Raw genomic sequence first — 21,856 nt, forward strand, 5'->3', positions numbered from 1 at the left:
GTGCAGCAGTGGACCGACGACTCGATGCACCTCGCCCAACATGACGCCCTGGTCGGCCGGGATGCGACGTACAAGCACATCGCGGTCAGCCTCGGCGGAGCGATCGTGCGGATGAACAGCAACGTGCGCTACGCCGGAGCCGGCGGTGACGCGACGCTGCTCGGGGTGTACTTCGCCGACTCCGGCCAACACCTGGAACACCGCTCGTTCATCGACCACAACATGCCCCAGGGCAACTCGCTGGTGACCTACAAGGGTGCGCTGCAAGGTGAGAGTGCACACACCGTGTGGGTGGGCGACGTGCTGATCCGTGCCGAAGCGGAGGGCATCGACACCTACGAGCTGAACCGCAACCTGGTCCTGACCGACGGCGCCCGTGCCGACTCGGTGCCGAACCTGGAGATCGAGACCGGCGACATCGCCGGCGCCGGCCACGCGAGCTCGACCGGCCGCTTCGACGACGAACAGCTCTTCTACCTGATGTCCCGCGGGGTCAGCGAGGACGAGGCACGTCGTCTCGTCGTGCGCGGCTTCTTCGCGGACATCGTCGCCAAGATCGGCGTCCCCGAGATCGTGGACGCCCTGATGGAGGCGATCGAGGAAGAGCTGGCCCTCGACATGGGTCCGAGCGTGGGCGAGGCCTCCGCATGATCCGGGTGTGCGCGTTGGCCGACCTGCCCGAGGTGGGCGCCGTCTGTGCCGAGCTGGACGGGCACCGCGTGGCCATAGCCCGCGACTCCGGCGGCGAGGTCCACGCCGTCGACGACACGTGCAGCCACGCCCAGGTCTCCCTGTCCGAAGGCGAGGTCGAGGGCAGGACCATCGAGTGCTGGCTGCACGGGTCGCGCTTCGACCTGGTGACCGGCCGACCGACCGGCCTGCCCGCCATCACACCCATCGCGGTGCACGAGGTGCTGATCGACGGCGACGACGTCTACGTCGAGCTCGCCGACGACGCCGCCACCGCCTGACGACATTCCCGCCACCACAAGGAGCATCACCACCATGACCACACTGGACATTCGCGACCTGCACGTCACGGTCGAGACCGAAGCCGGAGAGAAAGAGATCCTGCGCGGTGTCGACCTCAGCGTGTCCTCCGGGGAGACGCACGCCATCATGGGCCCGAACGGCTCGGGCAAGTCGACCCTGGCCTACTCCATCGCCGGTCACCCCAAGTACACCGTGACCTCGGGCTCGGTCACCCTCGACGGTGAGGACGTCCTGGCCATGGGGGTGGACGAGCGCGCCCAGGCCGGCCTGTTCCTGGCGATGCAGTACCCGGTCGAGGTGCCCGGCGTCACCGTCTCGAACTTCCTGCGTACAGCGAAGACCGCCATCGACGGCGAAGCCCCCAAGCTCCGGCACTGGGTCAAGGACGTCAAGGAGGCCATGACCGCGTTGCGGATGGACTCCACCTTCGCCGAGCGCAACGTCAACGAAGGCTTCTCCGGGGGTGAGAAGAAGCGGCACGAGATCCTGCAGATGGAGCTGCTGCGCCCGCAGATCGGCATCCTCGACGAGACCGACTCCGGGCTGGACGTCGACGCCCTCAAGGTCGTCTCCGAAGGCGTCAACCGGATCAAGTCGAGCTCCGACATCGGGGTCATGCTGATCACCCACTACACCCGGATCCTGCGCTACATCAAGCCCGACCGGGTGCATGTCTTCATCAACGGCAAGGTCGCCGAGTCCGGAGGGCCGGAGCTGGCCGACCGCCTCGAGAACGAGGGCTACGACCGGTACTCCGAGGTGTCGGCCTGAGCGACGACGCCCTGACGCCACGGGAGCTGGCCCGCATCCGGGCCGACTTCCCGATCTTGTCACGCACGGTGCGTGGTGGCAGGCCCCTGGTCTATCTGGACAGTGGCGCCACCTCGCAGAAGCCGACTGTGGTGCTGGACGCCGAGCGCGACTTCTACGCCACGCACAATGCGGCCGTGCACCGGGGCGCCCACCAGCTCGCCGAGGAGGCGACCGAGGCCTTCGAGGCGGCCCGGGCCACGGTGGCGGCGTTCATCGGCGCCGACAGCGAGTCCGTCGTGTTCACCAAGAACGGTACCGAGGCGATCAACCTGGTCGCCTACGCCTTGAGCAACGCCGGGGCGGACGGGGCACTCGACGGGGCGGATCCGGAGGCGGCCAGCCGGCTTCGGCTGGGGCCGGGGGACGAGATCGTCGTCACCGTCATGGAGCACCACGCCAACCTGGTGCCGTGGCAGGAGCTCGCCCGGCGCACCGGCGCCACGCTGCGGTGGCTGGACATCACGGACGACGGTCAGCTGGTGCCACCGGAGACCGCGATCGGGCACCGCACGCGCGTGCTGGCCGTGACCCAGGTGTCCAACGTCCTCGCCACTCATCACGACCTGACGCCCTACGTCCAGGCGGCACGCAGTCACGGTGCACTCGTCGTCGTCGACGCCTGTCAGTCCGTGCCGCATCTGCCGGTCGATGTGCAGCAGCTGGCCGGCGGTGGGGTGGACTTCCTGGCCTTCACCGGGCACAAGGTGCTGGGTCCCTCGGGCATCGGGGTGCTGTACGGGCGTCCCGAGCTGCTGGCGGCCATGCCCCCCTTCCTCACCGGCGGGTCGATGATCGAGGTGGTGCGGATGGAGGGCTCGACCTATGCGCCTCCGCCACAGCGCTTCGAGGCGGGCGTCCCGGTAGCCGCTCAGGCGGTCGGTCTGGCGGCGGCCTGCGACTACCTGACCGCGGTGGGCATGGATCGGGTGGCGGCGCACGACCAGGTGCTCATGAGGCACGCACTGGGCACGCTGGCCTCACGCGGCTGGGTGCGGGTGCTCGGCCCTGCCGAACCCGAGCCGCGGGTCGGCGCCGTCGCCTTCACGGTCGACGGAGTCCACCCCCACGATGTCGGCCAGGTGCTGGACGACCAAGGCGTCGCGGTGCGCACCGGGCACCACTGTGCCTGGCCGCTGCACCGCCGTCTCGGCGTCACTGCCAGCACCCGCGTCAGCTTCGGCGTCTACACCACGACCGAAGAGGTCGATGCCTTCGTCGCCGCTCTCGACACGGTGCCCGCCGTCTTCGGCCTGGCGGTGTAGGACGTGGACCTCTACGGCGAGCTCATCCTCGAGCACTCAAAACGCCCGCTGCACTCCGGCCTGCGCGACGGCGGCGACGCTGAGGTGCACCACGTCAACCCCACCTGTGGTGACGAGATCACCTTGCGCGTGCATCTGGACAGCGCCGGTGGACACGCCGGAGGAGACGTGGTCAGGGACATCTCCTACGACGCCCTCGGGTGCAGCATCTCGGTGGCGTCGACGTCCATGCTGGCCCAGGAGTGCCTCGGACGCGAGGTGGCGGACACGCTGGCCACCTACGGACACGTTCACGCCATGCTGACCTCTCGTGGCCAGGACGCCGGCGACGCCCATGAGATCGGCGACGCGGTCGCGCTCGCCGGTGTCGCGCGCTACCCGGCTCGGGTCAAGTGCGCCCTGCTGGGATGGTCTGCCTACCTCGACGCGTTGGCACAGGCAGGGGTCGACATCGCCGCCGTGAGATCGTAGAGACACCCGAAGATGCGAAAGGGAGAACGATGAGTGAGACCATCAGCCCGCCCAACGTGGCGGACGTCGAAGAGGCCCTCCGCGATGTGGTGGACCCCGAGCTCGGGATCAACGTCGTCGACCTCGGCCTGATCTACGGAGTGACCGTCGACGCGCAGGCCCACGCCGTCGTCGACATGACGTTGACGAGCGCCGCCTGCCCATTGACCGACGTCATCGAGGAACAGACGGGGCAGGCGCTCGAAGGCTTGGTCTCCAGCTTCCGGATCAACTGGGTCTGGATGCCGCCGTGGGGCCCGGACAAGATCACTCCCGACGGGCGCGACCAGCTGAGGGCGTTGGGCTTCAACGTCTGACCCGGTCGCTGTTCCTCAGCTCAGCAGACCGGCGGCGAGCAGGCTGCTGGCCATCGCGACGCCCGAGCTGTAGGCCGCCTCGACCCGGGGCTTGCTGGACCAGGAGTCGCCGCAGAAGCCCAGGCCATCGCCCGAGAGCCAGTGGTCGACCTCCCGGCGACCAGAGGGCTTGGCGTAGCTCCAGCGTTTGACCCGGGTCCACGACGGTGCGCTGCGGATATCCAAGATCGCCCGCAGCGCCTCGAGCATCACCGGTTCGGCGGTCTGCGGTTCCGCCAGGTGGGCCGAGGCCAAAGAGGGCGTGGAGTGGGCCACGAGCACCGGCGCGTCATCGCCTCGTCGCCGGCCGTCGTCGGCAATCCAGGACAGGCTCTCGTGGTCATTGACGAAGGCACCCTCGAAGACATCGCCGGCCCCGGCATCGCGCCAGGCGTGGTCGGTCCACCCGGCGCACAGAGCGAGCACAGGGTCGTAGCCGACGTCGAGCCGGTGGCGCTCGGCCTCGAGATCCTCGCCCAGCAGGCGTCGTGCCTGCGGGTCCGGCATGGCCAGGACGACGGCCCGTGCGGTCACGTCACCCACCGACCAGGTCCCCTCACCCGAGCGCTGGACCCGGTCCACCGTGCTGTGGCGCACGTGCACCCGCGAGGCCAGATCCTCGACCAGCGTGCGCAGCCCCCCCGGCGCCGCCCATCGCATCCCCCCTGTGGTCGGGTCCTCGAACCTGGTGCCACGCACGACGTCGAAGGTGTCGGTCCACGGGCGCGCCAGGCCACGGCGCTCCCACTCGCCGACCACGGTGGCGAAGGGCTCCTCGCCGACGGTGAAGTAGGAGGCGCCGGTGTCGACCGCCCGGCCATGCACCGAGCTGACTGCCATCCGGCCCCCGACCCGGCGTCCGCGGTCCACGACCACCGGATCGACCCCTGCCTGCTGCAGGTGGCGCGCGCACGACAGGCCGGCGAGCCCGGCCCCGACGATCACCACAGGCGCCGCGTCCGAGCCCGTCATGGGCTGCGCCTGTCGAAGGTGTCGCAGGAACGCGGGTCCCCCGAGTCGTACCCGGTGGTGAACCAGTGCTGGCGTTGCTCCGCCGAGCCATGGGTCCACACGTCCGGGTCGACCCGTCCCTGGGCCTGCTGCTGAATCCGGTCGTCACCGACCGCCTCGGCAGCAGACAGTGCGGACTCCACCTGCTCGGCGGTGATCGGCTCCAACAAGGGTCGCCCGCTGTCGTCGGTGGTCTGGGAGGCATGAGCCACCCAGACGCCGGCGTAGCAGTCGGCCTGCAGCTCGACACGCACCGCCCCCGAGTCCGGGCCGGTCTGGTCCCGCTGCCCGGCAGCGAGGGTGCCGGTGAGGTTCTGGATGTGGTGCCCGTACTCGTGCGCGACCACGTACATCTGGGACAGGGAGCCGCCGTCAGCGCCCATCCGCTCCAGCTGGCGGAAGAAGCTCACGTCCAGGTAGATACTGGAGTCCACCGGGCAGTAGAACGGACCGACGCTGCTGTCCGCGGCTCCGCACGCCGTGTTCACGCTGCCGTCGAAGAGCACTGTCTCCGCTGGCCGGTAGTCCCGGTATGCGGAGGCCCAGTAGTCCTGGACGCTGATCACGGTGCCGACCATACGGCAGTCCAGGCGCTCGTTGGCGTCCTGCCCGGTGCGGCACTGCGGGAACTGCGCACCCGAAGAAGTACCACCGCCGCCCTGCTCGCCCACGTACCCGGCGTCGTAGTCCCAGGCCGAGCCCGTAGCCACGCCCCCGTCCCCGTCGTCGTCGATGCCACCGCCGAAGACCAGGTAGAGGACGAGTAACAGCACCCCGCCGGCGCCGCCGCCGGCCGCCAGACTGCCACCTGCTCGGCGGCGTCCGCCACCACGCCGCACCTGACCGGTCCTCAGGTCGGCGTTCTCGCGGAAGGTCATCGATGCTCCGGGGCGGGGCGCGGGTGGGCGCAGGTCACCTTACTCCGGCGTAGACTGGCAAGAGCCGCGGACGCGGGCCCCACGTACGAACGCACCGAGGAGACCGAGCTGTGATCGTGGCCTCCGGCGTCCAGATCCGTGCTGGCTCCGCTTTGTTGCTGGACGATCTGAGCTTCCGAGTAGCCCCCGGCGACCGTGTGGGCCTGGTCGGTCGCAACGGAGCCGGCAAGACCACGCTCACCAAGGTGCTGGCCGGTCAGGCAGAGCCGGCCGCCGGCTCGGTGAGCCGCAGCGGGGAGATCGGCTACCTGCCCCAGGACCCGCGCAGCGCAGACCTGACGGAACGGGGTCGGGACCGCATCCTGTCCGCACGTGGGCTGGACTCGGTCCTACGCAACATGCGTCAGGCGGAAGAGGCCATGGCCACCGCCGACCCGGACCACCTGGACAAGGCGATGGCCCGGTACGGGCGGCTGGAGGGTGAGTTCACCTCACGCGGCGGGTATGCCGCCGAGTCCGAGGCAGCCTCGATCGCCAGCAGCCTGGGGCTGCCCGACCGGGTGCTCTCCCAGTCCTTGGGCACGCTGTCCGGCGGTCAGCGGCGTCGGATCGAGCTGGCGCGCATCCTGTTCTCCGGTGCCAGCACACTGCTGCTGGACGAGCCGACCAACCACCTCGACGCCGACTCGATCGTCTGGCTGCGGGACTACCTCAAGACCTACTCCGGCGGGCTCCTGGTGATCTCGCACGACATCGAGCTGGTCGAGACCGTGGTCAACCGTGTGTTCCACCTGGACGCCGGCCGGGCCGAGCTGGACGTCTACAACATGGACTGGCGTCGCTACCTGCAGCAGCGTGAGAACGACGAGCGGCGGCGGCACCGCGAGCGGGCCAACACCGAGAAGAAGGCGCAGACCTTGCTCGCGCAGGCCGACAAGATGCGGGCCAAGGCCACCAAGGCCACTGCGGCCCAGGGGATGATCCGGCGGGCCGAGCGGATGCTGTCGGGGCTGGAGAGCGAGCGAGCCGTCGACAAGGTGGCCAAGCTGCGCTTTCCGACGCCCGCCGCCTGCGGCAGGACGCCCCTGACCGCCGAGGGTCTGTCACGCTCCTACGGCTCGCTGGAGATCTTCACCGATGTCGACCTCGCGATCGACCGCGGCAGCAAGGTGGTCGTACTCGGCCTGAACGGGGCGGGGAAGACGACCTTGCTGCGCTTGCTGGCCGGCCTGGACCACCCGGACACCGGGCAGGTGCGGCCGGGTCACGGCCTGAAGCTCGGGTACTACGCGCAGGAGCACGAGACCCTGGACGTGGGCCGGTCGGTGCTGGCGAACATGAAGACCGCCGCGCCGGACCTGGACGAGACGGAGACCCGCAAGGTGCTGGGCTCCTTCCTGTTCACCGGAGATGACGTGGACAAGCCGGCCGGGGTGCTGTCCGGTGGAGAGAAGACCCGGTTGGCCCTGGCCATGCTGGTCGTCTCGGCCGCCAACGTGCTGCTGCTGGACGAGCCGACGAACAACCTGGACCCAGCCTCCCGGGAGGAGGTCCTTGCCGCGCTGCGCTCCTACCGTGGCGCAGTGGTGCTGGTCTCCCACGACGAGGGGGCCGTGGACGCGCTGGAGCCCGAACGCGTGCTGCTGCTGCCCGACGGGGTGGAGGACCTCTACGGGCGCGACTACCAGGATCTGGTCGCGCTCGCGTAGGCGTGCATCAGGGCAGTGGCGGCGGGGGAGGGCCGAGGACGGTGATGCCGTAAGCCGCGCACACCTCCTTGACCTCGGCGGGGTCGATAGCCACGTCGGCGGGCAGCACCGGCTCATCCAGCGGGCTGCCGAGTGCGGCGATCATCTCGTCGAAGCGCGGCGTTTGGCTGCGTGAGGCGCACACCGTGATGACGGTGGCGCTGTCGGAGACGACCTGGAAGGTGTGCGGCACGGAGTGCGGCAGGTAGGCGACCGATCCCGTCGGGCCGGCCAGCTGCTCCTCGCCGAGGGTGAAGGCGAGTTCGCCGGCGAGCACGACGAACAGCTCGTCTTCGTACTCGTGCCGGTGCAGGGGTGCACTCATACCGCGGGTGCCCTCGAAGTGCATGACGCTCATGGAACGCCGGCCCTCGGCGGCGACCTTCACCGTCGACAGGTGGTTGAGGAAGTGGTAGTGGGTTCCCGAACCAGGTGCGATGACCGCGTGCGCTGGCGGGTCGGGTCTCGTGGTGTCCATGCCAGGATTGTGACCGGTACCCCGTCGGGAATCCTGCAGGTGCCTACCGCCCACCCGAACAGATCCGCTTCCGCCGCGGACTGCTGAAACGAGCCGGGCCGTAGACCACACCCGTATGGCGCGCTACTGCTACGACGAAGATACGGAGAGCAGCTCGTTGGGCACCCGGTGCTTCCGCCGACCTGCAGCCAGATAATGCCTCCATGACTGGACGGCTCTTTCGAGAGGCGGCTCTCGCCGACGGCAGCAGTCCAGACTTGACGCTCGGGATCAGCGTCCTGGTGCGGTGTGGACTCATCGAGTGGATGGGTCCGGTGGGCGAGGAGCCGGAGGTCGCAGATGTCGAGGTGATTGACGCCTCGGGAACGGTCGTCGTTCCAGGGATGGTGGACTGCCACAGTCACCTCACCCTTCCCGGCGGTGCGCGGTGGATCGAGCGCTGCTTCGACAGCACCGACGCTCTGCTCGCCGCAGCGGAAGACAACGCGCACCTGCTTCGTCGCGCGGGAGTGTTCTGGACTCGGGATATGGGGTCACCCACCAGGACCGACCCGGACAGCGGGGACGAGCGGCCACTTGGCTTGGTGATCCGTGATCGTTGGGCAGGGCATCGTGGATACCCCTACGTCCGGGCTGCGGGTACCTGGGCTGTGCGGCGAGGAGGTCTGCCGGCGGGTCTAGGTGTCGAGGTCGACGACGCAGACGCTCTGTTGACAGCCGCGCTCGGGCAGCTGGACGCGGGCGCGGACTGGGTGAAGCTCTATTTGGACGGACCCGATCGCGAAACCCCGCCATTCACCGCAGACGAAATCGGGAAGGTGGTGCGGGCTGTGCGCGAGCGTGGCGCGCGAGTTGCCGCTCACTCCACTGCCCTGCCCGGCGCCCGCGTCGCTGCGGAGGCAGCGGTGGACTCCTTGGAGCACGCCTGGGACCTCGACGAAGACACCGCGAGACTGATGCGGGCCAACGGGGTGTGGTTGGTATCCACTCTGGCGGTGCTGGAGTCGCTTGACTCCTTCGCGACGACCACGACCCTGCCCAGGTTCACCGAACCCAGTGGCCGGGCCGCGTTGGAAACACGGCGCGAGCGTGCTCGCGAGAGCACACAACTGGCCGCACGGGCCGGGGTGCAGCTCGCGGCAGGCACCGACTTTGGCGGTGGGTCGTTGCGAGCCAATCAGATGGCTTGGGAGGTGCAGGCCCTGGTCGACTGCGGGCTTGAACCCTGGCGGGCCCTCGCCGCGGCGACCCGCGACGGCGGACGACTTCTCAACGAGCCGGACGCCGGCGTCCTCCGCCCCGGGGGGCCGGCAGACTTCTTCCTCGTACACGGCAACCCCCTGCATGACCCCGCCGCACTGTGGCGCGTATGGAAGACAAGTCCCTGACAGAGTGCGGCTGGTAGGTAGTCCAGGATGTCAGGTTCGGCAGGACCGTAGGGCATGACCCATCCGTCTCACCGACGTTCGAGGGTGGGACAGCGAGGTAGCCAAGCATTCTCGTTCAGTGGTGTCCCGCGCGACAATGGCCCAGCGGAACGCTCACCGTGACCGAGCATTGCGGAAACGGCCTCGCCCCGATCACCAACCCTCCATGCAGGGGACGATGCGACCGAAGGCCGGGCAGCAACTCTCGACGACTCAGGTCTTCCAGGTCCGGCGCCTCAGCCCAATTGGGCAGCAGGTCGCTGCTCAGTTCGTACCACCTTCCGGCGCCGCCGGCACTGGCCGCCTGTAGGGCTGGAGGCCCGCTGGTGGTGACCAAGCTCGACCGTCTGGTTCGGTGCCTACCGGAGCCGCGGGCCATCGCCGACGAGCGCCGGCCGGGAGACGAACCACGGCCGGGCTGGTTGTATGGAAGCGCGGCGAGGAGGTCGGAATGGACGAAGTGGCGATCGGAGACGGACGGCTGACGATAGGCCAGATACGTGCTGTAGCGGGCGGTGCGAGGGTCGTGCTGGAGCAGTCGGCACGGAACCGCATCTCGGCCAGCCGGACGGTGATCGATACCGCGCTGGCCAGCGGCCGGGCGGTGTATGGCCTGAACACAGGGGTCGGGCACCAGAAGGACGTACGGCTCAACGAGGAACAGATCCGGCAGAACCAGACGATGCTGCTGATGACGCACGCTGGCGGGTTCGGGCCGCCGGCAGGCGTTGAGCACGTCCGCGCCGCGATGATGGTTCGGCTCAACGGGCTGTCGCGCGGTGGCTCAGGGGTTAGCCCAGCCGTCGCCGAGGTGCTGGTGGCGATGCTCAATGCGGGCGTACATCCTGTCGTCCCGTCCACCGGCTCTGTCGGGTCCGGTGACCTGGGGCAACTGGCAGCGATCGGACTGGTCGCGATCGGGCAGGGTCGGGCCGAGCACGCTGGCGAGGTGCTCGGCGGAGCCGAGGCGCTGCGACGTGCCGGCATCGAGCCGCTGGTGCTGGCCGCCAAGGACGGACTGGCATTGATGTCGTCCAACGCGATGTCGATCGGTCACGGTGCCCACGTGATCCATCAGGCGATCCGGCTCGGCCGGCTCGCCGATCTGGCAGCGGTGGTGTCGCTGGAAGCCATCGGTGGGAACCCGGAAGCGATGCTGCCTGTCGTCGCTACCGCGAAACCGTACCCGGGACAGCACGAGGTGTGCCGCAGCGTGACCGATGCGCTCCACGGCAGCGCGCTGCTCGAGCCGGGCGGCGCTCGGTCGGTCCAGGACCCCATCTCCTTCCGCGTGGTGCCACAGGTGCACGGCGCCTACCGGGACGCGGTCGCCTCGACGCGGGACGCGATCGAGATCGAGGTGAACGCCATGAGTGACAATCCGCTGGTGTCGATCGCCGATCAGTCGATCGTCCACAACGGCAACTTTCATCCGATGGTGATGGCGCTCAGTTTCGACGCGGTCCGTCCGGCCGTCGCCCATGTCGGGAAGCTCAGCGAGCGGCGAATGAGCCATCTGTGGGACGCGTTCTTCGAGCGCCTTGCCGGGGACGGGGGACCGCCGTCCGCTGACCACGGCCCACCGGAGTTCGTCGGCATGGCGCTCCGATACCCGGCCGCGGAGGTGTGTGCTGAACTGCGGCAGCTCGCCACACCGGCGACCCTCGACGTACCGGCCCTGGAGAGCAACGGGACCGAGGACCATGCGACGGCGGCTCCGCTGGCGGTTCGGACGACCGAGCGCGCTCTGGGACTGCTGGAGCGCGTCGTCGTGGTCGAACTTCTGCTGGCCCGCGACGTCCTTTCCATCACGAAGCCGGCACCTCGGCTGGGAACCGCGGCCCATGAAGCGGTCGCGGGGATCAACGACGCGCTGGCCGGCCGTGCTTCAGCGGACGCCTACGAGGCAGTCCTTGGCCACCTGCGCGACTCCTTCGGCTGACTGCAGCTCGCCGTGACCGGCGCCGAGGTTCTTCGCACAGGGCGGTGCCCCACACACATGAGGATCCGCTTAGCGTCAGGTGAGCCCGGGGCTCAGGGCAAGAGGTCCCAGTACTGCTTGCGGGCTGGCATCGCGTGGATGACCAGCGCGTCGCCGCTCGCGAAAGTGAGGACAACAGTCTCGAGGCGGGCCTGGGTGTCGAAGCCGAGCCGCAGTCACGGCGCGGCCAGTCTTCCGCATCGTCGAGCGGTTCGATCCATAGCGGCCACTCCGCTGCTTAGACGGCGTCTTCGAGGAGTACCCCGTGCTTGGGTGCGCTGTCGTGGACCTTCACGCCGCAAAGCCGGGCAGGGCTCTGCGGATCGCTTCGGATCGTGAGATCTGCTCGCGCTCGGCGATCTCGTCGACCGCAGCAAGCTCCTCTGCGGTGAGGCGTACGGCCACGACCTGCATGGGCTCGGCGCCGCGTCCGGGGCGACCGCGTCCGCGGCGTTTCATCTCCTCGACGTCGTAGCCGGCTCCGGCTTCGTGAGCCAAATGGCGGATCTGTTCCTCGCTCACAATATGGAAACTCGTACTACGAAAATGTCTCGGGCGGAAGCAATCGCCAACGTCCAGGCGCGTGCATGCCGACAAGCCAGGACCCCTTGCTTGGGGGTCGAGCTTCGCTCGATGCCCAAGCCCACCACGCGCGAGAACTGGGCCCGCCAACACTTTTGGGAGGTGCGCCATGAGCGCCTTACTTGTCGGGTGCGCCCGCTCCTCCACCGATCAGCAAGGCTCCACCGCCCAACGTGACACGTTGCTGGGTCTCGGAGTTGAGACCGAACGCATCTACGTAGACCACGGACTGACCGGCACCAAGGGAGGACGACCCGGGCTGCGTGAAGCTATCGCCGCGTGCCCTGGCGGCGACACGCTCATGGTCACCAAGGTGGAGCGCCTTGCCCTCCCTGCCGAATACGAGGGCAGTCGCCGACGAGCTGAGCACGAGGGAGATCAGCCTCGGCGGATCGATCTGCGACCCCACCGACGCCATCGCGCGGCTCCTGTTCATTGCCCTTGCCATGGCCACCATGGCCACCACTTTCTGACAGTGAGAGCAACGCCGAGGTTGTTCTCGCCGGTGTTCGACTCGAAGACGTTCACGCCATCGCGCAGCGTTGCCAACTTCACCGCGTAGGGGGGCAGTGTCGGGGCGTCGGGGTCGGGAATCCAGAGCCGAAGCGAGTACTTTCCCTTCGGAGGGGTTGCCGCGGTGAGGGAGACCTTGGTCGTAGTGCCTGGCTCCCAACTATGAGTGGAACCATTCAGCAGGTCGTAAACATGAGCCCCAGACCCGTTTCGTAACACAAGTTTGGCTTCCCGTGGCTTGTGGAGTCGTGACCAGCCGCTGTTCGTGATGTCAATCTCGACCGAGAACTTCTGCTTACCGTACGTTTTGCGCGTGTACTCAACACGAGTGACCTCAAAGCGGTACCCCAATTTTCGGCGAATCTCATCATAGCATTGGCCCAGGGCCCATTCGCATACGGCGCCTTTAGCCCACTGAGCATTCAGGTAGCTCATGTGAAACTGCGGAGGCTCGGTCAGAATGTGGCTACAACTACGCCATCTTTCGGGGCCAGAGAAGGGATCAGTTGCGTCCACCGGACATGTTTCGCCGCCGAAACTCTTGTTGGCACTGAACGATTGCGCCCAGAGCTTTGCGGCTGCGCTGTTCCCGAAATTTGCTGGGCTCCCGGGAAAATCGGAGTAGGTGCCCATGTCACTGTCAGTGGTCATGAAGCAGTCGTTGTGAAGGCCTACATTCGCTTGAGGGTTCTGATCTATCACTTCCTTCGCGAAGACTGGTCGACGCAGTTCGACGTCCTGCATGACGCCGTTCGAAGCGTAGGCGGAGAGTATATAATTGATGATGTCAATGCGATCCGCGAAGTTATACAGTAGTGGTGCTTGATTGGGATTGTCGCCTGCCGTGTTCCACTCTCCCCAACGCCCCAGGTAGCCGGCCTGGATAAAAGCGATAACGTCTCGGTATTCACCTAGCATGGCCGCAATCGCGTCTATGTGGTTAAATTGCCGATTCTTGCTGTCGGCGTGAAACACCCTGACGCCGTCGACAGTACATCCAATCGGAGGGTCTCCGTCCGCCTCTCTGTCATAGCGCGGGCGGAAAATGATCTTCGCGCCCTTTGCTCGGCAGTTCTCCAGCTTTGCTGCATATTCGTTGAGCAAGGGACTCGTCCCGGCAGCGTTGTACCCGTTCCAGGCCAGGTCTTGCCCGCACACCGAATCCAACCACAGCCATTGCGCAACGATGGTGTGATGATGGTCTTCGCCCGGTATGTAGTCGTAGTACATGCCACGCTCGGGATTCTTGAGCGCCGGATCGATGTCCGGCACGTATGCGGTGTCGACGACCATGCACTGCAACATAGCCCGAGGCCGAAGTCCTCGGCAAGCCAAAAGGACGAGCTGATGAACTTGGAGTAAGCGGCCTGGTTGGCCGATTAGGTCATGGTGGCTTCGTACTCGATGGGGGTCATCGGTCGAGACGGGCTTGGGGTCGGCGGCGGTGGTAGGTGCGCTCGATAAAGGTTATGACTGGTATCTGGATGTGGCTTTGCTTCTTCCGAGTTTGTATTGGTCGCGCTGATGGCCACACCGACCAAGTCAACACGGGCCGTGCTACTTGAACCTCGCCAAGTTCCTTGTGACCTGGCCAACCGGCTTACCTTGCGCGACCAGGTGCCGGACTCGGCCACCGCCCCGGGGCCTTTGGTGCAGGTAGCTCGCCTCCTCTCCGGGACGATGCGCAACCCGGGTCCCGATCGCAACCGGCAAGGCAGTCCCATCGAGCGTGCAAACACGTGGACGTATCTAGGTCTGGCTCGGCGCACCCGGAATACCTCCTCGTCGTCGCAGCGTTGATCGGCCGAGCGAGAGGTGGTAGGCGCAGATGACGGTGCACGCGGGCTACAACGGGCCTGCCTTCCGCATGTTCAGCAAGGACCGCAACGTCGCTCGCCAGTCGCTGCGTGAGGGCACAGCCCGTCGGGTCTGGAGCTACGGCCGGCAGTTCCGCCGCGAGATCACGATCTTCCTCGTCCTCACCATTATCAGCGCGTCGCTGGTCGTCGCCACGCCGGTGCTGCTCGGGCGCATCATCGACGACGGCGTGACCCCGGGGGACCGGTCGGTGGTCATCTGGCTGGGCTCCCTGGTCGCGCTGCTCGCCGTGGTGGCGGCGGTGCTCACCGTCATCACCCGGTGGTACTCCTCGCGCATCGGCGAGGGCCTGATCCTCAACCTGCGCACCCAGGTGTTCACCCACGTGCTGCGCCAACCCATCGCGTTCTTCACCCGCGCGCAGACCGGTGCCCTGGTCAACCGGCTCAACACCGACGTCATCGGCGCGCAGCAGGCGTTCACCTCCATCCTGTCCGGGGTGGTGAGCAACGTGGTCACCTTGGTCATCGTGTCGATCACCCTGGTCAGCCTGTCCTGGCAGATCACCCTGCTGGCGGTGCTGCTGCTGCCCATTTTCCTCGTGCCCGCTTCTTTCATGGGGCGGCGCCTGTCGGCTTTGACCCGCACCCAGATGAACCTCAACTCCGAGCTGGCCACGCGCATGACCGAGCGGTTCAACGTGGCCGGCGCCCTGCTCGTCCGTCTCTTCGGGCGCCCCGGCGTGGAGGTGAGCGAGTACGAACAGCGCGCGCGGGGGGTGCGCGACGCGGGCGTGGCCATCTCGGTCAACCGCGTCATCTTCGCCGCGGGGCTGGGGCTGGTCGCGGCCCTGGCCACCGCCCTGGTCTACGGGTTGGGAGGCCTGCTCGCGATCTCCGGGTCGCTGACCGTCGGCACGCTGGTGACGATGGCCGCCCTGCTCGGCTCGCTGTACGGCCCGCTGACCGCGCTGTCCAACGCCCGGGTGGACGTCATGACCGCCCTGGTCTCCTTCGAGCGCATCTTCGAGGTGCTCGACCTGGAACCGCTGGTCACCGAGGCGCCGGACGCCCGGGCCATCCCCACCGGCCCCGTCGGCATCACCCTCTCGGACCTCGTCTTCGCCTACCCCCAGGCGGACGAGGTGTCCATCGCCTCACTGGAGCTGCGGCCGGAGGCTGAGTCCAGCGACGGCAGCCCCGTCCTGCGCGGGCTGAACGCAGAGATCGAACCGGGACAGATGGTGGCCCTCGTCGGCCCGAGCGGTGCCGGCAAGTCGACGCTCACGGGCTTGATCTCGCGGTTGTACGACCCCACGTCCGGCAGCATCAGCATAGGGGGCGTCGACCTGACGCAGGCCACCACGGACTCGGTACGCGACACGGTCGGGGTCGTGACTCAAGAGGCACACATGTTCAACGACACCATTCGGGCGAACCTGGCCTACGCCAGCCCGGACGCTACCGCCGACGACATGATGCGGGCCCTGGAGGCGGCCCGGGTCGCCGACCTCGTCCGCTCGCTCCCGGACGGCATCGACACCGTGGTCGGCGACCGTGGGCACCGCCTCTCCGGCGGGGAGAAGCAGCGGCTGGCCATCGCCCGGCTGCTGCTGAAGTCACCCAGCGTGGTCGTGCTCGACGAGGCCACCGCGCACCTGGACAGCGAGTCCGAGGTGGCGGTGCAACGTGCCCTGGACGAGGCGCTGCAGGGGCGGACCTCGGTGGTGATCGCCCACCGGCTCTCCACCGTGCGGGACGCAGACGTCATCCTGGTACTGTCCGGCGGGCGCATCGTCCAGCGAGGCACCCACGAGCAGCTGCTGGCGCGCGGAGGGATGTACCGCATGCTGTACGAGACGCAGTTCGCCACCGAGCTGGGTGACCCCGCGGAGGACGACCGGGACGTCACGCGGGTCTAGACGTCTTCCTCGTCCCAGACCCTACGTTTGCGCGGTCGCGCCGGCACGCTGGCCGCGGCGCCAGTGGCCTCGCGGTGCTCGCGCCGGGCCATGACCAGGACGAGCACGATCCCCACCGGCGCGGTGAGCCACCACTGCAACGCGTAGGCGAAATGTGCACCGACCCCGAGGTCGGGCGGCTCGGCTGCCGCGGGCCGCTGCTGCGCCGGCGGCGGCGTCTCGGATTCCAGCAGCAGGTACCCCCTCAGGGCCTCCTGGCCGATGGCCCCCTCGATGAGGCCCAGGTTGATCGAGGCCAGCTGCCCTGAGGGCAGGTCGCGTTCCAGGTCCTGCTCCGGCGAGCGCAGCCATCCGGTCACCTCCACCTCGCCCGTAGGGGGCTCCGGCACGTCCGGCAGGGTGGCGGCGTTCTCGGCGTTGGGCACCCACCCGCGGTCGACGATGAGCGTGGGCATGTCCTGGGCGTCGAGGCCCCCGCCCGAGGCCGACGGCTCCAGCGCCAGCGGCACCAGCACCTCGTAGCCGTAGACCCCGCGGTACGGCCGGTTTCGCACCAGCAGCTGGTCCTGCTGCAGGTACCGGCCGGTAGCCCGCACGGCGGTCCACTCCTGGTCGGCCTCCAACGCGTCCTGCGGCGAGGCCAGCACCTCGCCCACCGGCACGGGCGACGCGCCGTAGTTGGCCTCAGCGACGTCACGTCGCTCCGCCTTGTCCTGGTGGCGCGAGAGCTGCCAGTTGCCGAGCAGCACGGCGACGACCGCGAAGAGGATGGCTAGGCTCATCGCCCCGGCCCAGCGGCGGCTGCGCAGCGTCGCCAGCACGTCAGCCGTCGCGTGTCGGGTCGAGGTGCTCCACCGGGATCACCTCGATGAGAAAGCCCCGCAGGTCCACGAAGTCGCGCAGCGAGTCACGGTGTTCGGGGCAGGCCGTCCAGACCTTCCGCCGGCCCTCGGTGTGCAGGCGGGGGTTGCGCCAGACGACCGCCGAGGTTGCGTGGGCCCGACAGGCTCTGGCGCTGCAGACGACCGGAGGACCGGCCGCAGTCACAGATCGTCGTACCGAGGGGAGGGCGGGAGCATCCGCACCGGCGAGACCGGACCGTTCGAGCTGTGCCGCTGGTCGACGTTGTTCGCGAGCATGACCGCGAACGAAGGCAGCAGGATGGCCGCGGCGGCCAGCACCGAGCCGATCACGATCTGGCCGCTCATCAGGGCCCACACGGCCAGCGGGAAGGACACGATCCGCACGGACATGGCCACGAGGTAGGCCCGCATCCGCGCGCGACGGTCCTCCAGACGTGAGGGCCCGGCCGAGGTGACGGCCTGACGGGATGGTTCGCTACGCATCACTTCATGATACGGCTACGGTAGGCCCGTGACTGAGGCACCCACCCCTGGTTCCACGCCCTCCCCGACCACGAGCCCGCCCCGCGCCGTCCTGGTCACCGGCGGTAACCGCGGCATCGGCCTGGCCATCGCCCGCCGCTTCGCCGCCGGAGGGCACGACGTCGTCATCACCCACCGCAGCGCGACGCCACCGGAGGGCCTGCGCGCCGTGCAGTGCCACGTCGACGACCCCGACAGCGTCGACAGCGCCTTCACCGCAGCCGAGGAGATGTTGGGGCGCAAGGTCGAGGTCCTGGTGGCCAACGCGGGAATCACCAAGGACACCCTGCTGATGCGGATGAGCGAGGAGGACTTCACCTCCGTCCTCGACACCAATCTGACCGGGGCCTTCCGGTGCGCGCGTCGCGCCGCGACGGGGATGATCCGTGCTCGCCGGGGCCGGATGATCTTCATCTCCTCGATCGTCGGGCTGTACGGGGCCCCGGGGCAGGGCAACTACGCAGCCAGCAAGGCGGGCCTGGTCGGCCTGGCCCGGTCCATCACCCGGGAGCTGGGAGGCCGCGGCATCACCGCCAACGTGGTGGCTCCCGGCTTCATCGACACCGAGATGACCGCCGCCCTACCCCAGGAACGCCGCGACACCTACCTCTCGGCGATCCCCGCCGGACGCTTCGCCCAACCGGAGGAGGTCGCCGAAGCGGTGGCCTTCCTGGCCAGCGACGCCGCAGGCTACATCTCCGGCGCGGTGATTCCCGTCGACGGCGGCATGGGAATGGGACACTGACACCCCCAGAAGAGACCGAAGGGCAACCAATGCTGCTGCAGGGCAAGAAACTCCTGATCACCGGCGTCCTCAGAGACTCCTCGATCGCCTTCCACGTCGCCAGGCTGGCCCAGGACCAAGGAGCCGAGGTCGTGCTGACCTCGTTCGGCCGCACCTTCCGGATCACGGAGTCGATCGCTCGCCGCCTGCCCCGAGCGGCGCCGGTGCTGGAGCTCGACGTCTCCAACGGCGAGCACCTCGACACCTTGTCGGACAGGCTGGGCGAGCACGTCGACCATCTGGACGGCGTGCTGCACTCGATCGGTTTCGCGCCGCAAGGGGCGTTCCACTTCATGGATGCCGACTGGGACGACGTGGCCACCGCCATGCATGTGTCGGCGTTCTCGTTGAAGTCGCTCACCAGGGCGGCCCTGCCGCGGATGAGCTCCGGCGGCTCGGTCGTCGGGCTCACCTTCGACGCGAGCTACGCCTGGCCGGTCTACGACTGGATGGGCGTGGCCAAGTCGGCCTTCGAGTCCACGAACCGGTACTTGGCCCGCGACCTCGGCCCCCGCGGCATCCGCAGCAATCTGGTCGCTGCGGGGCCGGTGGCGACCACGGCCGCCAACTCGATCCCCGAGTTCGAACAGTTCGCGAAGTGGGGTGAGCACGCCCCGCTGGGCTGGGATGTACGCGACCCCCGCCCACCGGCGATGGCGTGTGTGGCCCTGCTCTCCGACTGGTTCCCGGCCACCAGCGGGGAGATCGTGCACGTCGACGGCGGCTTCCACGCCATGGGCTTCTAGCGCACGACAGCTTGGCGCCGGCGGCCGGAACGGCCGCCGGCGCCACTGCTCACACCGAGAGAGCGCGGTCGGTCAGCTGGTGGACTTCTGGGGGTCCACGGCCGCGGAGCCCGGGTCCAGCACTGTGCCCTTGCCGATCACCACCAGGCCGGACTCGGTGACCGTGAACCCGCGGGCGCGGTCCGCGTCCAGGTCGACGCCGATGGAGGTGCCCTGCGGGATCTCGACGTTCTTGTCGATGATCGCGTTCTTGATGGTGCAGTGCCGGTTGACCACAACGTTGTCCAGCAGCACCGAGCCGGTGACCGTGCTGAAGCTGTGCACCTTCACCCGCGGGGAGAGCACCGACCCCGAGACGGTGGCCCCGCTGATGACCACTCCCGGGGCGATGGCCGAGTCGACCGCGGAGCCCACCCGGTCCTGCGAGCCATGGACGAACTTGGCGGGCGGGGCACACCCGTAGTTGGTCAGGATCGGCCACTGCTCGTTGTACATGTTGAAGACCGGGTGCACCGAGATGGCCTCCATGTGCGCGTCGTAGTAGGAGTCGATGGTGCCGACGTCACGCCAGTAGCCGCGGTCCCGGTCGGTCGAGCCGGGCACATCGTTGTTCTTGAAGTCGTAGACGTAGCCGCGTCCTTCCCGGACGAAGGCGGGGACGATGTCACCACCCATGTCGTGTTCGGAGCTCTCGTCCTCGGCGTCCTGCTTGACCGCCTGCTCGAGCACGTCGGCGTCGAAGACGTAGTTGCCCATCGAGGCGAGGATCTCCTCGGGGGAGTCGGGCAGCCCGGGCGGGTCGGACGGCTTCTCCAGGAACTCACGGATACGCCGCTGGTCGTCCGGCTGCACGTCGATGACGCCGAACTGGTCCGCCTGCGAGCGTGGTTGCCGGATCGCGGCCACAGTGACCCCGGCGCCGGTCTCGATGTGCTGCTCGACCATCTGGGCGAAGTCCATCCGGTAGACGTGGTCGGCGCCCACGACCACCACGATGTCCGGCTTCTCGTCGTGGATCAGGTTGAGGCTCTGGTTAATGGCGTCGGCGCTGCCGGCGAACCAGTGCTTGCCGAGCCGCTGCTGCGCCGGAACCGGGGCGACGTAGTTGCCGAGCAGGGTCGACATGCGCCACGTCTTCGTGATGTGAGCGTCCAGGCTGTGGGACTTGTACTGCGTCAGCACGACGATCCGCAGATACCCGGAGTTGACGATGTTGGACAGGGCGAAGTCGATCAGGCGGTAGATCCCCCCGAACGGGACGGCTGGCTTGGCACGGTCCGCGGTGAGCGGCATGAGGCGCTTGCCTTCACCTCCGGCCAACACGATCGCGAGAACCCTGGGCCTGTGTTTCGACATCGTCGCCATGGGACAAACCTAGGGGAGGTGGCGGGTGTCTTCCAGGGGTGGTCCCGTGATCGTGGAAGCCGATAGCGTGGAGGCGTGCGCCTAGAGATCCTGAGCCGTGAGTACCCACCCAACGTCTACGGGGGCGCCGGTGTCCACGTCGAGGAGCTGACTCGTGCCCTGCGCGCTCGGTCCGACCTCGACGTCACCGTGCGGGCCTTCGACGAGCCTCGCGAGGAGGAGGGGACGTACGGCTACACACCGCTGGAGCAGCTGGCGGACGCCAACTCGGCACTACGCACCCTCGGGGTCGACCTGACCATCGCGGCCGACGTCATCGCCGCAGAGCCCGACCTCGTGCACAGCCACACCTGGTACGCCAACTACGCCGGCCACCTCGCGTCCCTCATCGGAGGGATGCCGCATCTGGTCTCCGCCCACTCGCTGGAGCCGATGCGTCCCTGGAAGGCCGAACAGCTCGGCGGTGGCTACCGCCTGTCCTGCTACGTGGAGCGCACCGCCTACGAGCACGCCACTGCGGTCATCGCCGTCTCGGAGGGAATGCGCCGTGACGTCCTGAAGAGCTATCCCGACCTCGACCCGGACAAGGTCAAGGTGATCCACAACGGCATCGACGCCGAGCTGTGGCAGCCGGACCACAGCGACGCCGCCAAGAAGGTGCTGGCCGACTACGACATCGACCCCGACGTGCCCAGCGTGGTCTTCCTCGGCCGGATCACCCGGCAGAAGGGGCTGCCGCTGCTGTTGAAGGCGCTACGCCACATCCCCGAGGAGACCCAGATCGTCCTGCTCGCGGGGCAGCCGGACACCGAGGAGATCGGCAAGGAGGTCGAGGCGCTGGTCGACGAGCTGCGCGGTGAGCGCTCCGGCGCCACCATCTGGATCGGCGAGATGCTGCCGCGCGAGAAGGTCGTCGCCGTGCTGTCCCACGCCTGGGTCTTCATGTGCCCGTCGGTGTACGAGCCCCTGGGCATCGTGAACCTCGAGGCGATGGCGTGCGGCGCCGCCGTGGTGGCGACCGAGACCGGTGGGATCCCCGAGGTCGTCGTCCACGGGGAGACCGGTTGGCTGGTGCCGATCGAGCAGAAGGACGACGGGACGGGCACCCCGGTCGACGAGGACCAGTACGTCTCCGACTTCGCCGCCGCTCTCAACGACGCGCTCAGCGACCGCGACCGCACGTTGTCCATGGGCGAGGCGGGGCGGCGGCGAGCCATCGACCAGTTCTCCTGGGACACCATCGCCGAGCGGACGGCTCGGCTCTACGCCTCATTGCTGGGGTAGC

The 21,856-nt window shown here is 68.2% G+C and carries 22 protein-coding genes and 2 pseudogenes; 15 read left to right on the top strand and 9 right to left on the bottom strand.

Annotated elements, in window-relative coordinates; translation table 11 throughout:
- The 6 genes from VJ976_RS11100 to VJ976_RS11125 all read left to right on the top strand — a co-directional run.
- The coding region (locus tag VJ976_RS11100; RefSeq protein ID WP_324100286.1) for a SufD family Fe-S cluster assembly protein at positions 1 to 651 on the top strand (651 nt) is incomplete at its 5' end.
- Positions 648 to 971 (top strand): non-heme iron oxygenase ferredoxin subunit, encoded by a 324-nt coding sequence (locus tag VJ976_RS11105; RefSeq protein ID WP_324100287.1) that lies wholly within the window; start codon positions 648 to 650, stop codon positions 969 to 971. The genes VJ976_RS11100 and VJ976_RS11105, both read left to right, overlap by 4 nt.
- Positions 972 to 1,005: 34 nt before the next feature.
- A complete protein-coding gene (gene sufC, locus VJ976_RS11110) occupies positions 1,006 to 1,764 on the top strand; it encodes a Fe-S cluster assembly ATPase SufC (RefSeq protein ID WP_324100288.1) in 759 nt (252 codons plus the stop codon).
- Positions 1,765 to 1,820: 56 nt separating this feature from the next.
- Positions 1,821 to 3,068: an aminotransferase class V-fold PLP-dependent enzyme gene (locus VJ976_RS11115; protein WP_414693629.1), complete on the top strand. Its 1,248-nt coding sequence runs from the start codon at positions 1,821 to 1,823 to the stop codon at positions 3,066 to 3,068.
- A 3-nt stretch (positions 3,069 to 3,071) separates the two neighbouring features.
- Positions 3,072 to 3,539: a Fe-S cluster assembly sulfur transfer protein SufU gene (gene sufU, locus VJ976_RS11120; RefSeq protein ID WP_324100289.1), complete on the top strand. Its 468-nt coding sequence runs from the start codon at positions 3,072 to 3,074 to the stop codon at positions 3,537 to 3,539.
- A gap of 29 nt (positions 3,540 to 3,568) precedes the next feature.
- Positions 3,569 to 3,895 (top strand): metal-sulfur cluster assembly factor, encoded by a 327-nt coding sequence (locus tag VJ976_RS11125; RefSeq protein WP_324100290.1) that lies wholly within the window; start codon positions 3,569 to 3,571, stop codon positions 3,893 to 3,895.
- A 15-nt stretch (positions 3,896 to 3,910) separates the two neighbouring features.
- On the opposite strand, the gene VJ976_RS11130 is transcribed toward VJ976_RS11125, so the two are convergent.
- Positions 3,911 to 4,906: an NAD(P)/FAD-dependent oxidoreductase gene (locus VJ976_RS11130; RefSeq protein ID WP_324100291.1), complete on the bottom strand. Its 996-nt coding sequence runs from the start codon at positions 4,904 to 4,906 to the stop codon at positions 3,911 to 3,913.
- Positions 4,903 to 5,823: a KPN_02809 family neutral zinc metallopeptidase gene (gene ypfJ / locus VJ976_RS11135; RefSeq protein WP_324100292.1), complete on the bottom strand. Its 921-nt coding sequence runs from the start codon at positions 5,821 to 5,823 to the stop codon at positions 4,903 to 4,905. Before ypfJ ends, VJ976_RS11130 begins: the two co-directional genes overlap by 4 nt.
- A gap of 110 nt (positions 5,824 to 5,933) precedes the next feature.
- Between ypfJ and VJ976_RS11140 the strand changes: the two genes are divergently transcribed.
- Positions 5,934 to 7,532 (top strand): ABC-F family ATP-binding cassette domain-containing protein, encoded by a 1,599-nt coding sequence (locus VJ976_RS11140; RefSeq protein WP_324100293.1) that lies wholly within the window; start codon positions 5,934 to 5,936, stop codon positions 7,530 to 7,532.
- A 7-nt stretch (positions 7,533 to 7,539) separates the two neighbouring features.
- Here VJ976_RS11140 and VJ976_RS11145 read toward each other — a convergent pair whose 3' ends face one another.
- Positions 7,540 to 8,049 (bottom strand): cupin domain-containing protein, encoded by a 510-nt coding sequence (locus VJ976_RS11145; RefSeq protein ID WP_324100294.1) that lies wholly within the window; start codon positions 8,047 to 8,049, stop codon positions 7,540 to 7,542.
- A 203-nt stretch (positions 8,050 to 8,252) separates the two neighbouring features.
- On the opposite strand from VJ976_RS11145, the gene VJ976_RS11150 reads away from it, so the two are divergent.
- The 3 genes and pseudogenes from VJ976_RS11150 to VJ976_RS11155 all read left to right on the top strand — a co-directional run bounded on the left by VJ976_RS11150 (position 8,253) and on the right by VJ976_RS11155 (position 11,418).
- Complete coding sequence (locus VJ976_RS11150; protein ID WP_324100295.1) at positions 8,253 to 9,437, top strand: amidohydrolase family protein; 1,185 nt, start codon at positions 8,253 to 8,255, stop codon at positions 9,435 to 9,437.
- Between the two features lie 332 nt (positions 9,438 to 9,769).
- A pseudogene (locus VJ976_RS12645) lies at positions 9,770 to 9,865 on the top strand (recombinase family protein); the annotation flags it as partial.
- Positions 9,866 to 9,927: 62 nt separating this feature from the next.
- A complete protein-coding gene (locus VJ976_RS11155; protein ID WP_324100296.1) occupies positions 9,928 to 11,418 on the top strand; it encodes an aromatic amino acid ammonia-lyase in 1,491 nt (496 codons plus the stop codon).
- Positions 11,419 to 11,748: 330 nt separating this feature from the next.
- On the opposite strand, the gene VJ976_RS11160 is transcribed toward VJ976_RS11155, so the two are convergent.
- Complete coding sequence (locus tag VJ976_RS11160; RefSeq protein WP_324100313.1) at positions 11,749 to 11,982, bottom strand: ribbon-helix-helix domain-containing protein; 234 nt, start codon at positions 11,980 to 11,982, stop codon at positions 11,749 to 11,751.
- 166 nt (positions 11,983 to 12,148) lie between these two features.
- Between VJ976_RS11160 and VJ976_RS11165 the strand changes: the two are divergent.
- Positions 12,149 to 12,307, top strand: a pseudogene (locus VJ976_RS11165) (recombinase family protein); the annotation flags it as partial.
- A gap of 164 nt (positions 12,308 to 12,471) precedes the next feature.
- On the opposite strand, the gene VJ976_RS11170 reads toward VJ976_RS11165, so the two are convergent.
- On the bottom strand, positions 12,472 to 13,845 hold the full coding sequence (locus tag VJ976_RS11170) for a DUF4832 domain-containing protein (protein ID WP_324100297.1): 1,374 nt from the start codon (positions 13,843 to 13,845) through the stop codon (positions 12,472 to 12,474).
- A 535-nt stretch (positions 13,846 to 14,380) separates the two neighbouring features.
- Between VJ976_RS11170 and VJ976_RS11175 the strand changes: the two genes are divergently transcribed.
- Positions 14,381 to 16,291, top strand: coding sequence for an ABC transporter ATP-binding protein (locus VJ976_RS11175; protein WP_324100298.1), 1,911 nt, complete (start codon positions 14,381 to 14,383; stop codon positions 16,289 to 16,291).
- Here VJ976_RS11175 and VJ976_RS11180 read toward each other — a convergent pair.
- The 3 genes from VJ976_RS11180 to VJ976_RS11190 are packed head-to-tail and all read right to left on the bottom strand — an operon-like array spanning position 16,288 to position 17,637.
- A complete protein-coding gene (locus tag VJ976_RS11180; RefSeq protein WP_324100299.1) occupies positions 16,288 to 17,073 on the bottom strand; it encodes an SURF1 family protein in 786 nt (261 codons plus the stop codon). The two genes, VJ976_RS11175 and VJ976_RS11180, sit on opposite strands and share 4 nt — an antisense overlap.
- A gap of 40 nt (positions 17,074 to 17,113) precedes the next feature.
- Positions 17,114 to 17,338 (bottom strand): hypothetical protein, encoded by a 225-nt coding sequence (locus VJ976_RS11185; protein ID WP_324100300.1) that lies wholly within the window; start codon positions 17,336 to 17,338, stop codon positions 17,114 to 17,116.
- The gene (locus VJ976_RS11190; RefSeq protein WP_324100301.1) at positions 17,335 to 17,637 is read right to left on the bottom strand and encodes a DUF3099 domain-containing protein; all 303 of its coding nucleotides are present in this window, start codon (positions 17,635 to 17,637) and stop codon (positions 17,335 to 17,337) included. The genes VJ976_RS11185 and VJ976_RS11190 overlap by 4 nt, the downstream gene beginning before the upstream one ends.
- A 28-nt stretch (positions 17,638 to 17,665) precedes the next feature.
- On the opposite strand from VJ976_RS11190, the gene fabG reads away from it, so the two are divergent.
- Both fabG and fabI read left to right on the top strand, forming a co-directional pair.
- Positions 17,666 to 18,421 (top strand): 3-oxoacyl-ACP reductase FabG, encoded by a 756-nt coding sequence (gene fabG, locus VJ976_RS11195; protein WP_324100302.1) that lies wholly within the window; start codon positions 17,666 to 17,668, stop codon positions 18,419 to 18,421.
- Between the two features lie 29 nt (positions 18,422 to 18,450).
- On the top strand, positions 18,451 to 19,206 hold the full coding sequence (gene fabI, locus VJ976_RS11200; RefSeq protein ID WP_324100303.1) for an enoyl-ACP reductase FabI: 756 nt from the start codon (positions 18,451 to 18,453) through the stop codon (positions 19,204 to 19,206).
- Positions 19,207 to 19,278: 72 nt separating this feature from the next.
- Here the strand turns inward: fabI and glgC are convergent, their stop codons facing one another.
- The gene (gene glgC / locus VJ976_RS11205; protein ID WP_324100314.1) at positions 19,279 to 20,562 is read right to left on the bottom strand and encodes a glucose-1-phosphate adenylyltransferase; all 1,284 of its coding nucleotides are present in this window, start codon (positions 20,560 to 20,562) and stop codon (positions 19,279 to 19,281) included.
- A gap of 84 nt (positions 20,563 to 20,646) precedes the next feature.
- On the opposite strand from glgC, the gene glgA reads away from it, so the two are divergent.
- Positions 20,647 to 21,855: a glycogen synthase gene (gene glgA, locus VJ976_RS11210; RefSeq protein ID WP_324100304.1), complete on the top strand. Its 1,209-nt coding sequence runs from the start codon at positions 20,647 to 20,649 to the stop codon at positions 21,853 to 21,855.
- Position 21,856: the final 1 nt, after the last annotated feature.

It is taken from the genome of Ornithinimicrobium sp., from assembly GCF_035267225.1.
In the GTDB taxonomy this organism is placed as follows: Bacteria; Actinomycetota; Actinomycetes; order Actinomycetales; family Dermatophilaceae; genus Ornithinicoccus.

What these genes read in the sequence shown, in the direction of transcription:
- VJ976_RS11145 (WP_324100294.1), bottom strand. Translation starts at nt 8,049, where the DNA reads ATGGACACCACGAGACCCGACCCGCCAGCGCACGCGGTCATCGCACCT.
- VJ976_RS11170 (WP_324100297.1), bottom strand. Translation starts at nt 13,845, where the DNA reads ATGGTCGTCGACACCGCATACGTGCCGGACATCGATCCGGCGCTCAAG.
- fabI (WP_324100303.1), top strand. Translation starts at nt 18,451, where the DNA reads ATGCTGCTGCAGGGCAAGAAACTCCTGATCACCGGCGTCCTCAGAGAC.
- VJ976_RS11190 (WP_324100301.1), bottom strand. Translation starts at nt 17,637, where the DNA reads ATGCGTAGCGAACCATCCCGTCAGGCCGTCACCTCGGCCGGGCCCTCA.
- VJ976_RS11175 (WP_324100298.1), top strand. Translation starts at nt 14,381, where the DNA reads ATGACGGTGCACGCGGGCTACAACGGGCCTGCCTTCCGCATGTTCAGC.
- VJ976_RS11105 (WP_324100287.1), top strand. Translation starts at nt 648, where the DNA reads ATGATCCGGGTGTGCGCGTTGGCCGACCTGCCCGAGGTGGGCGCCGTC.
- VJ976_RS11180 (WP_324100299.1), bottom strand. Translation starts at nt 17,073, where the DNA reads ATGAGCCTAGCCATCCTCTTCGCGGTCGTCGCCGTGCTGCTCGGCAAC.
- VJ976_RS11130 (WP_324100291.1), bottom strand. Translation starts at nt 4,906, where the DNA reads ATGACGGGCTCGGACGCGGCGCCTGTGGTGATCGTCGGGGCCGGGCTC.
- VJ976_RS11150 (WP_324100295.1), top strand. Translation starts at nt 8,253, where the DNA reads ATGACTGGACGGCTCTTTCGAGAGGCGGCTCTCGCCGACGGCAGCAGT.
- sufC (WP_324100288.1), top strand. Translation starts at nt 1,006, where the DNA reads ATGACCACACTGGACATTCGCGACCTGCACGTCACGGTCGAGACCGAA.
- glgC (WP_324100314.1), bottom strand. Translation starts at nt 20,562, where the DNA reads ATGTCGAAACACAGGCCCAGGGTTCTCGCGATCGTGTTGGCCGGAGGT.
- VJ976_RS11125 (WP_324100290.1), top strand. Translation starts at nt 3,569, where the DNA reads ATGAGTGAGACCATCAGCCCGCCCAACGTGGCGGACGTCGAAGAGGCC.
- VJ976_RS11155 (WP_324100296.1), top strand. Translation starts at nt 9,928, where the DNA reads ATGGACGAAGTGGCGATCGGAGACGGACGGCTGACGATAGGCCAGATA.
- ypfJ (WP_324100292.1), bottom strand. Translation starts at nt 5,823, where the DNA reads ATGACCTTCCGCGAGAACGCCGACCTGAGGACCGGTCAGGTGCGGCGT.